This window comes from Paraburkholderia sp. BR10872, assembly GCF_040965835.1.
In the GTDB taxonomy this organism is placed as follows: Bacteria; Pseudomonadota; Gammaproteobacteria; order Burkholderiales; family Burkholderiaceae; genus Paraburkholderia; species Paraburkholderia nodosa_A.
The window spans coordinates 1-9788 of the sequence record NZ_JBFRCN010000109.1 but is presented as its reverse complement, the minus strand read 5'-3'; the positions used below and the strand labels follow the sequence as shown (position 1 = coordinate 9788).

At 63.3% G+C, this 9788-nt stretch carries 9 protein-coding genes; 7 read left to right on the top strand and 2 right to left on the bottom strand.

Annotated features, from left to right (window positions below; translation table 11 throughout):
- On the top strand, positions 1-536 hold a 536-nt coding region (locus AB4Y43_RS39860), incomplete at its 5' end, for a 4Fe-4S dicluster domain-containing protein (protein WP_368730244.1).
- 70 nt (positions 537-606) lie between these two features.
- On the opposite strand, the gene AB4Y43_RS39855 is transcribed toward AB4Y43_RS39860, so the two are convergent.
- Positions 607-975, bottom strand: a complete 369-nt coding sequence (locus tag AB4Y43_RS39855) for a hypothetical protein (RefSeq protein ID WP_368730243.1) — start codon at positions 973-975, stop codon at positions 607-609.
- Positions 976-1079: 104 nt separating this feature from the next.
- Here AB4Y43_RS39855 and AB4Y43_RS39850 point away from each other — a divergent pair, with 104 nt between their 5' ends.
- Both AB4Y43_RS39850 and AB4Y43_RS39845 read left to right on the top strand, forming a co-directional pair.
- Positions 1080-1307 (top strand): hypothetical protein, encoded by a 228-nt coding sequence (locus AB4Y43_RS39850; protein ID WP_368730242.1) that lies wholly within the window; start codon positions 1080-1082, stop codon positions 1305-1307.
- Entirely contained in the window at positions 1304-1528 is a 225-nt protein-coding gene (locus AB4Y43_RS39845; protein WP_069265725.1) for a hypothetical protein, read from the top strand. The genes AB4Y43_RS39850 and AB4Y43_RS39845 overlap by 4 nt, the downstream gene beginning before the upstream one ends.
- 571 nt (positions 1529-2099) lie before the next feature.
- Here AB4Y43_RS39845 and AB4Y43_RS39840 read toward each other — a convergent pair.
- The gene (locus tag AB4Y43_RS39840) at positions 2100-2396 is read right to left on the bottom strand and encodes a hypothetical protein (protein ID WP_368730241.1); all 297 of its coding nucleotides are present in this window, start codon (positions 2394-2396) and stop codon (positions 2100-2102) included.
- A gap of 406 nt (positions 2397-2802) precedes the next feature.
- On the opposite strand from AB4Y43_RS39840, the gene AB4Y43_RS39835 reads away from it, so the two are divergent.
- From AB4Y43_RS39835 to AB4Y43_RS39820, 4 genes are all read left to right on the top strand, one after another.
- Positions 2803-3720: a class I SAM-dependent methyltransferase gene (locus AB4Y43_RS39835; RefSeq protein WP_368730240.1), complete on the top strand. Its 918-nt coding sequence runs from the start codon at positions 2803-2805 to the stop codon at positions 3718-3720.
- Positions 3721-3895: 175 nt separating this feature from the next.
- Positions 3896-5344 (top strand): TolC family protein, encoded by a 1449-nt coding sequence (locus AB4Y43_RS39830; RefSeq protein WP_368730239.1) that lies wholly within the window; start codon positions 3896-3898, stop codon positions 5342-5344.
- Between the two features lie 5 nt (positions 5345-5349).
- Entirely contained in the window at positions 5350-6489 is a 1140-nt protein-coding gene (locus AB4Y43_RS39825) for an efflux RND transporter periplasmic adaptor subunit (RefSeq protein WP_368730238.1), read from the top strand.
- Positions 6486-9542, top strand: a complete 3057-nt coding sequence (locus AB4Y43_RS39820) for an efflux RND transporter permease subunit (RefSeq protein WP_368730237.1) — start codon at positions 6486-6488, stop codon at positions 9540-9542. Before AB4Y43_RS39825 ends, AB4Y43_RS39820 begins: the two co-directional genes overlap by 4 nt.
- The last annotated feature ends 246 nt before the right edge of the window (positions 9543-9788 follow it).

Genomic DNA, 9788 nt, shown 5'->3' with positions numbered 1-9788 from the left:
AAGCGTTCAAGCAGTCGTGGCTCCACACGGAACTGTACAAGGCGCGCAACTTCAAGCAGTGGATGAGCAAGGGCCTGTACCTGGGCACGCTGATGGTGGGCATCGAGCAGAAGCTGCTGGGCGGCAACGTGCCGTGGACGCTGCATCACCAGCATCGCGACCACGAGATGCTCAAGCCCGCTTCGCAGTGCAAGCCGATCGAGTATCCGAAGCCCGACGGCAAGCTCACGTTCGATCGTCTGTCTTCGGTGTTCATCTCGAACACGAATCACGAGGAGAACCAGCCGGCGCACCTCACGCTCAAGGACATGACGGTGCCGGTCGGCATCAACCTCGCGACGTATGCAGGCCCAGAGGCGCGCTTCTGTCCCGCAGGCGTGTACGAGTTCGTAAAAGACGATCAGGAAGAAGATCGTCTGCAGATCAACGCGCAGAACTGCGTGCACTGCAAGACCTGCGATATCAAGGACCCGACGCAGAACATCGTGTGGGTCACGCCCGAAGGCGGCGGCGGCCCGAACTATCCGAACATGTAAGCGCCGGGCGGCGACTGCCGTCGATCCGACTTGTGGCAGGAGAGGCGTAGTGCGCCTTTCCTGCCATTTTTTACGTCCGCGAATACCAGTACATGCCGTCGTCGCGCAGCTCGCGTTTCACTTCACCGCGATACATCAGGTAGTTCAGGCACGCCAGGCTCTCGCCGGTTGCGAGGCTCATCTGCCCGAGATCGTCCTCGCCGATGCGCCGCGCGAGCAGCGCCCCGAACACGTCAACGGCGCGGCGCGGTTCGGCGAGCGTGCCGCGCAGGCGCGCGAGGCTCTTGTCCTGCCCCTGACGCAAGCGTTCGATGCGCGCGTGCAACCCGTAAAAGCCCGGCGCGGGTGGGGCCGGATAGGGATAGCACAGCGTTGATTGCGTGCTATTGGATGCGACTTCGGGCGTGCTCTCGGGGATGGCTTCGGTGCGTTCGGTCATGCTTGGGGCGCAAAGGGAAATGGGGAGCGCAAACTTTCGCGCATCGCGCGCAGGATAGCGCGAACGCGGCGGGCCCGCCCACGTCCTTTTGAGGGGCTGAATGCGTGATGGACATCACTGCGGCAGGACGCTGCGCCGCCGCACGCCTTGTTTACTTTTGTTTCCGCTTGTTGCTTCTCGTTGCCGCCTGTTTCCCTTTGTTGCCCGATAACGACGCCCGATCGCGTAGCATCGCACCTCAACGTCGATATTTATTGCGCCGCAACAAAATGATGCCTACACTGACCAATGCCGGCTGCCTCGACGCTTTCGCAAAGGAGGGCGTGACATGACGAATCGATCAAACACATTGCATGCATCTCTGAAGCTGCATGTCTTCGAACAGGAAGGAGGGTGGCATTGGGGCATCACCATCCCTCGCAGTGCGGGTAGCGGCTTCAAACTCATCGCATACAGCGAAACGACCTTCAACGGCGAGAGCGAGGCGCTGCGCGACGGCAGTCGCGCGCTCGAGAATCTTCCGGAAGACGCGGCACTCGCGTTCGCGCCCTGAAACGGAGCGCCTCAACGGCAGGCCCATTCACGAAGTCTCTTTAGGCACATGCAGTAGATGAACTTCTGCGTGGCGCCACCCGGCGTGTGAGGCTCTTCGCGTGCCTGTTTGATCAGCGTGAAGGGCGCGCCAAATTCGGCGTGCAACGCATCGGCGCTGTAGTGCATGACGGGCAGCCCGCTGCAATGGTCGGGACCCTCCTCGGCGAAAGTCCCACGATCACGATGCCGCCCGGTTTCACGTCGCGCAGCACGGCGTTTACATAGGCTTCCCACGTCTGCGCGCTCGTTCCTTGAGCAGCGCGCGAGGATGCTCCCATTGTCGCTGAAGATAGGGGATGGGCGCTTGCGGCGCGATTTTGAAGTGCGGAGTTTTGTGTTGAAAACGAACTATTCCGATAAGAAAAGTTATCTTATCCGTCTGGTTTGATGGAGCACCTGGAGCACATCAAGCGGTCTTGCGCAAAGCTGTGAACTTGCACGTCGCGGTTTTCGCGCAGCGTGCAAACGGAGCCGCAGGGTAGGGCGTGCAAAACCGGCGTCAGACAACGCCTGTCGCACGCCCTTGCGCCTTACCCCAGCTTATTGGCCTGTTCCTTCGCAAGCAGGCGTTGAGCCTGTCGGTCTCCGCGGTTGGCTTCCTGCGCGGTCTGAACCGACGTTTCGGTGGCTTCGGCGAATGCTGCGCGTGCGGCGTTGCTGATCGTAACGGCATACGAAGCCGACGGCGTCGAAGCCTGTGTCGTCGTCGTTGTCGGCGCCTGCGTCTTGCTGGCAGGTTGCGTAGCGGCAGCCGCCTGCTGGTTCTGCGCGCCGGTATTCGCTGCTGTGGAAGCGGCGGGTTGGCTAGAAACTGCCCGGATTGTCATCAGAGGGTCTCCGATAAAGAGAGAGAAAAACCGTGAACTGCGCCCGGCTTATCGGAGTACCTTCCAAATACTTAAGAAGTATTTATTTTTTGAAAACGAATCAACTTAAGGCTCGTATAAGCTGCGGTTCGATTCGCGTCAACGCCTGTCATAATCGGCCGACGATCTGTTTTAAAAATGTGGTCGGGTCCGAGTTTTCTGACGCTGCGTGCCCGGGGCTTGCGTGGCCATTGAAATGATTGCCAGTATGTCATGGAATGAAAGCGACTCTTATTCAGGCTAAAACCCGCACCTTTGGCACCGCGAAAATAAGGCTCCACGTCGGGAATATCGTTTAGATAAGGAGTTCATCAGAATTCAAGGCTACCATCGCGCGAGTCTTTCAAGTTTTCCCTGGAAATCCATTTTGTTGCCACTCACGAACGACGTCACTCACGACAACTGGTCCACGTGGATCCACCGGCAGCGCCATGGCAATGATCCCGCCCATGAGCACCATGTCCGCGCCGAGATCACAAGGTACGCGGACCGTGTGCTGGATTCCGTCCGCCTGCGCCCCGGGATGACATTGGCCGACATCGGGACGGGTGATGGTCTCGTCGGGTTTCGCGCGATTGAACGGGCCGGCGCCTCAATCCGGGTGCTCATGACCGATATTTCGGCTCCGCTGCTGCGGCACACGGAAGAGAGGGCCCGAAGCCTGGGGGTAAGCGGGCAGTGCGCATTCATACACGGCAGCGCCGAAAATCTGGAAGGCATCGCCAATGAGGCGGTCGATGCCGCCACGATGCGCGCGGTGCTGGCGTATGTGGAAGACAAGCCCGCTGCAATGCGAGAGATCTACCGCATCCTCAAACCGGGTGGCCGCTTCGCCATCGCCGAGCCGATTTTGCGTGACGAAGCGCTCGAGGTGTGCATGCTCAAGCAACTCGTCGATTCCCGCGCGTTCAACGCGGAAGATCCCTTCTTTCCCTTGCTGCTTCGGTGCCGGGCGGCGCAGTTCCCGGACACGGAAGAGAAGGCGCGCTCGCTGTCCATCACGAATTATGGTGAGCGCGACCTCGTGCGCTTCGCGATCGACGCGGGCTTCACCGACATCCGTCTGGAATTGCACATCGAAGTGCGAACCGAAGACAGCCTGCCTTGGGAAACGTTTCTTCGTACCTCGCCCCATCCGTTGGCGCCCAGCCTGGAAGAGGTCTTCGAAAAGGAATTTACCCGCGATGAGCGCGCGTATCTGGAAGTCAGGATGTGGGCGATTTTCGAAAGCGGAGCGCAGCTCGGCGCTGAGCGCATCGCCTACCTGGCGGCGAAGCGGCCGTAGAGACCGGATGGGAACGCCTGCTTAAGGATTGCATAAGCGTTAACCCTGCAGAATGCGCAGCATGCCTGCCGCAACGCCACCAACGTGTGATGTGCGTTCGGGTCCATGCTCGCGCATTCATGCTGCGCGGGATTGGCTTGAGGAGTCCATATTGTCCAGCCCGCAGTCTCGCGCAATGTGTCCGCGCGTCTTTCACTTCAGCATCCCGAATCGCACGCGCGCTGCGCTCATCGCCGTTGTATCGGGCACCGCACTGCTCGCCGGCTGCGCAAGCTACAAGGCGCAGCCGTTGGCTACGGGTCCTTCGTTGATCACGCAGGGCGCGCTCGCACGGGTGCAGATCGACCCCGCGAAAATGCCATTGCCCGAGCTTGCGGCACACCGCTTCGATCCGTCGAACGGCTTCGACATCGAAGACGTCGCGATGCTGGCAGTCGCCAACAATCCCGACCTGAAACTTTCACGCGACGACCTCGGCATTGCGCAAGCGCAGGCGTTTTCGGCGGGACTTCTGCCGGATCCACAGGTGAGCGTCTCCAGCGACTATCCCGGCGCTGTCGGGTTGTCGCGCGCGTTCAGCTACGGTCTGAGCATGGACGTGATGGCGATTGTCACGCGTGGCGCGAACACGAAGTCCGCCAACGCCACGGTTCGAAAGACCGACCTCGGTCTGCTCTGGCAGGAGTGGCAGGTCGTGGCGCAGGCGAAGCAGTTGTACGTGAGAGCGCGCTTTCAGGATGAGGTGTTGCCGCTGCTCGAGCAGCAGACGGCACTGGCCCGCACGCGTTACGAACGCACCGCGCACGCGGCAAGCGAGCACAACGTGACGGCGGACAGCGTCACCGCGTCGCTCACGGCGTACGAAGACGCCCGCAAGCAGTACACCGACATGCAGCACGCGCGTGAGCAGACGCACCATGACCTCAATGCGCTGCTCGGCCTCGCGCCCGACACGATGCTTGCGCTCACAGGCGACACAGCAGTCACGCCGATGCCCGATGGCACGCTCGACGCCGCGGTTGCAATGCTGGGGCAGCGCCGTCCCGATCTGATCGCGCTGCAGGCCGGCTACGAGGCGCAGGAGCAGAAGTACCGCGCCGCGATCCTCAACCAGTTCCCAAGTCTTTCCGTGGGCTTTACGCGCCAGCGCGACACCTCGGAGATCTACACGAGTGGTTTCGCGATCAACCTCACGCTGCCGGTCTTCAACCGCAATCGCGGCAATATCGCCATCGAGCAGGCCACGCGGCAGCGTCTCGCGGACGAATACCAGACACGCCTGAATGCGGCTTACGCCGATATTGCCCACCTGCGTGCCGACAGCGCGATCGCCGTGCATCAACTCGATCAGGATGACGCTGCGCTGCCAGGGCTCGAACGTGCCGCCGCGCAGGCGCGCGACGCCTATGCGGCGCGCAACATCGTGCTTGGCCAGTATGTCGATGCGCAAACTGCGGCGCTCGCGCGTCGCATCGATGCGGCCACTGCGCGCGAAGCGCTAGCTGAGCAACGCATTGGCCTCCAGGCGCTGCTCGGCAGCGCGGTCCCCGATCCTGATCAGGCTCCGTCCGCGCGAGGCGCCACTGCTGAAAGCGCGCCATCCAAAACCATCGTTGCACGTTGATCTCCATGACTGAGCACCGCTTTCTTTCCGGCACGCGCACGCGTGTCGCCGTCTGCGCACTTGGCGCGGCGGCCGCGCTCGCCGCTGGCGCAGCACTTTTCGCACCGCATGCAGCGCACGCAGATGACGCCGGCGCTTCGGGCAGCACGCCCGCGCCATCCGCCGCCGTGCAGGTCGTGCGCGTGATGCGCCAACCGGTTGCCCAAACCGTCGTCGCGTATGGCTCGGTTGCGTCTGCGGCCTCGAACGCCACGTCCATCAGCCTGCCGTATCTCGCACGCGTCACGCGCGTGCTCGTCCAGCCCGGCCAGACCGTAGCGCAGGGCGCTGCGCTTCTCGTCGTGCAAGCCGATCCGAACGCCGTGATCGCCTATACGCAGGCACAAAGCGCAGCGACGCTCGCACGTGGCGAACTCGCGCGCACGGGCTCGCTCTTTCATGACGGTCTCGCCACGCAATCGCAGCTCGCCGCGGCGCAAAAAGCGCTGGATGACGCTCAGCAAGCGCTTGCTGCGCAACAAGCGACAGGCATCACACCGGGTTCGAAGACGATTACGGCACCAGTGGCCGGCGTCATCGCGCAGCTTGCCGCGGTGCCGGGCGACCGGATCCAGGCGGGCACTGCGCTCGCGCAGCTCGTTGCATTCAACGGCGCCGCGGGCAATGCCGCGAACATTTCGCTGGGCGTCGAAGCCGCCGACGCGCTCACGCTGCACGCCGGAGACCGTGTCGTGCTACGCCCTCTGTCCGCCTCGCTCGGGTCGCAGCGCGCGCAGGGACGCATCGTGCTCGTCGGCGCAGCCATCGACGCGCAGAGCCAGCTCGTGAACGTGAGTGCGAACGTGCCGCTCGCGGGTGCGGCCTTCCTGCCGGGAACGCGCGTGCGGGCCGACATCGACACGCAGACCGGCACGTGGTGGAACGTGCCGCGCGCCGCGGTACTGCAGGATGCGAAGGGCAGCTATGTGTTTCAGGTCGCGCCGGACAACAAGGCGCACCGCGTCGACGTGAAGGTGAAAGTCGAGCATGGCGATACGTACGGCGTGGATGGCGCGCTCGACGCCTCGCGGCCGCTCGTCGTCGTCGGCAACTACGAACTCGAAGACGGCATGGCCGTGCGCGTGGCGCAAGGCGGCGCGCGATGACGTTCAGCCAGTGGATGCAGCGCCACCGTCGTTCGCTGCTGTTCGTGATCGCGCTTGCCGCGCTTGCCGGCGCGCTCACCGCGCTGCGTCTGCCGATCTCGCTCTTTCCTAACGTTTCCTTTCCGCGCGCCGTGATTTCACTCGACGCGGGCGACCGTCCGGCCGAACAGATGGCGACACTCGTCACCATGCCGGTGGAAGAAGCGTTGCGTCGCGTGCCGAACGTGCGCGACGTCGAATCCCGCACGAGCCGCGGGTCGGCGGAGATCTCCCTCAATTTCGACTGGGGCACCGACATGGCGCAAGCCACGTTGCAGGCGCAGTCGGCCATTGCCGAGATCCTCGCGACGCTGCCGCCCGGCACCAGCATGCAGGTGCGCCGGATGGACCCGACCGTGTTTCCGGTGCTCGCATACAGCCTGACGTCGTCGCGCTTGTCGCTTTCTCAACTCTACGACCTCGCCCAGTTCCAGTTGCGTCCGCTGCTTTCCTCCGTGGCGGGCGTGGCGCGCGTGGACGTGACGGGTGGGGCGCGCGACGAGCTCGAAGTGGCCGTCGACCCCGCACGCCTCGCGACGTACAAGCTCTCGGTGGGCGATATTTCGCGTGCAATCGGTGCGGGCAACGTGCTGATGGCCACCGGGCGCATCGAGGACCACGACAAGCTCTTTCTCGTCGTGGCGAATTCGGCTTTCAGCGGGCTCGATACGCTGAAAAACGTGGTCGTGTCGTCCACTGGCGCGACGCAGATCCGCCTGCGCGATGTGGCCACCGTCACCCAGGGGACCGTGCCGCAATGGATCCGCGTGACCGCCGACGGCCAGGATGCGGTGCTGGTCAACGTCTACCAGCAGCCCGGCGCAAACAGCGTGGCGATGGCGCAGGCGATTCGCGCTCGCCTGAAGGACTTCGGCCCACAGATGCCGCACGGTGTGACGCTCTCGAACTGGTACGACCAGAGCGAGCTCGTGATCGCCTCGGCCACCAGCGTGCGCGATGCCATCATGATTGGCGTGGTGCTCGCGGCGCTCACCCTCTTGGTATTTCTGCGCAACACGAAGATCACGCTCATTGCAGTGGCGCTCGTGCCCATCGTGATGGCCGCGACCATTCTGCTGCTCGACGTGTTCGGCATGGGCTTCAACATCATGACGCTCGGCGGCATGGCGGCGGCGGTGGGCCTCGTGATCGACGACGCCATCGTGATGATCGAGCATATCGCGCGGCGTATGCGCGAGGCCGGCGCGCATGCGTTCCATGGCCGGGTGATGAGCGCTGCGCTCGAATTCACGCGGCCGCTCGCCGGCTCTTCCGCGGCAACGCTCATTATCTTTGTGCCGCTGGCGTTTCTCTCGGGCGTAACCGGCGCGTTCTTCAAGGCGCTTTCGGTGACGATGGCGAGCGCGCTCTTTATTTCGTTCCTCGTCACGTGGCTTGCCATCCCGATTCTCTGCGACCGCTGGCTCACGGCGAAAGACGCCGAGGAGCATCGCGAAACGCGCTTCGCCGCGTGGCTCAATCGCACCTACGCGCGGCTCGTCTCTCGCGTGAGTGCGCGGCCGCTGTGGGTGCTCGCGCTCGTGGTTCCGCTTGCGCTGCTTTCGGCGCTCGCGTTCACGCGGGTCGGCAGCGGCTTCATGCCGTCGATGGACGAGGGCGGTTTCGTGCTCGACTATCACACGCAACCGGGCACATCGATCACCGAAACCGATCGACTGATGCAACAAATCGAAGCGATCATTCGCGCGAACCCGAATGTGGCGACGTATTCACGCCGCACCGGCGCAGGACTTGGCGGCGACCTGAACGAGCCGAACAAGGGTGACTTCTTTGTGCGCTTGAAGTCCGGTAGCCGCGAACCGATCGACACGGTGATGGAGGAGATCCGTTCGCAGATCGAAACAAAAGTGCCCGGCGTGAGCGTGGAACTTGCCCAGTTGATGGAGGACCTGATCGGCGACCTCACGGCGGTTCCGCAGCCCGTGCAGATCAAGATTTACTCGGACGACTCCCATGTGCTCGACACGACCGCCCAACGTGTGGCCGCACGCATCGGCAAGATCGGCGGCATCGTCGACGTGAACGACGGCATCAATCCTGCCGGCGACGCCATCGATCTGCGCATCCGGCCCGACGCCGCGGCTGCCGAGGGCATGGATCCGCAGGCAATCGCGCAGCAGGTCTCCGACCTGCTGGACGGGAATGTGGCGACGCAGTTCCAGAGCGGCCCGAAGACAATCGGCGTGCGCGTGCGTGCGCAAGGTGCGCTGCAAATGACGGACACCGAACTTGCGCGCCTGCCGTTGCGCGCGCCGGATGGGCACGTGTTCGCGCTTTCACGCGTGGCCGACCCGGTGCACGTGAGCGGCCAGCCCGAGATCAGTCGCGACAACCTCAAGCGCATGGTGGCGGTGACGGCGCGCATCGACGGGCGGGACCTCGGCTCGACGATCGCCGACGTGCAGCGCGCGCTTGCCGATCCCGCGCTCCTGCCAGCGGGCGTCTACTACGAACTTGGCGGCTTGTACCAGCAACAGCAGATCGCCTTCAAGGGGCTGCTCGCGGTGTTCGGCGCGGCCGTGGCGCTGGTGTTCGGCCTGCTGCTATTCCTCTACGAGCGCTTTCGCGTGGCGCTCGCGGTGATGGCAATGCCGCTGCTCGCCACCGGCGCCGTGTTCATCGGGCTGTGGGTGACGGGCATCGAGCTCAACATCTCCGCGATGATGGGCATGACGATGATCGTCGGCATCGTGACGGAGGTCGCGATCTTCTACGTTTCCGAGTTTCAGGGGCTCGTACGCGACGAAGGCGTGCCGCTGGAGGAGGCGTTGCAGGCCGCGGGTCGCAATCGACTGCGGCCCATCGCGATGACGACCATCGCAGCCATTCTCGCTCTGCTGCCGCTTGCCTTCGCGATCGGCCAGGGTTCTGCAATGCAGCAACCGCTCGCGGTCGCGATCATCTCGGGCTTGATCGTGCAGATGCCGCTCGTGCTGCTGGTGCTGCCTGTGCTGCTGCGTCTCCTGCTTCGAGTAAAGGGAGCAGGTGAATGATGGCGGGTGCCAAACGAAGAGGTGTGCAAATGATTTGCATCCACAGCAGTAACAGATTCGAAAGAAAAATCTTTGAATTAGTCGTTGACTCGGCTCGCGCGTCGTCACTAGAATTCGCGTGTTTCCACGAAAGGGGCATATGCCTTGGACAGTTGTAGTTGTCGACCTTCGAATCGTTTTTCTGCCTGACCGGCACGACGCCCGCCTGGATTCTTCCTTAGCCGCCGTCCTGCCAGCAGGCAGACG

Bases quoted from the DNA above. Each gene is read 5' to 3' on its own strand.
- AB4Y43_RS39855 (WP_368730243.1), bottom strand. From the start codon at position 975: ATGACCGAACGCACCGAAGCCATCCCCGAGAGCACGCCCGAAGTCGCA.
- AB4Y43_RS39845 (WP_069265725.1), top strand. From the start codon at position 1,304: ATGACGAATCGATCAAACACATTGCATGCATCTCTGAAGCTGCATGTC.
- AB4Y43_RS39840 (WP_368730241.1), bottom strand. From the start codon at position 2,396: ATGACAATCCGGGCAGTTTCTAGCCAACCCGCCGCTTCCACAGCAGCG.
- AB4Y43_RS39830 (WP_368730239.1), top strand. From the start codon at position 3,896: ATGTGTCCGCGCGTCTTTCACTTCAGCATCCCGAATCGCACGCGCGCT.
- AB4Y43_RS39825 (WP_368730238.1), top strand. From the start codon at position 5,350: ATGACTGAGCACCGCTTTCTTTCCGGCACGCGCACGCGTGTCGCCGTC.
- AB4Y43_RS39820 (WP_368730237.1), top strand. From the start codon at position 6,486: ATGACGTTCAGCCAGTGGATGCAGCGCCACCGTCGTTCGCTGCTGTTC.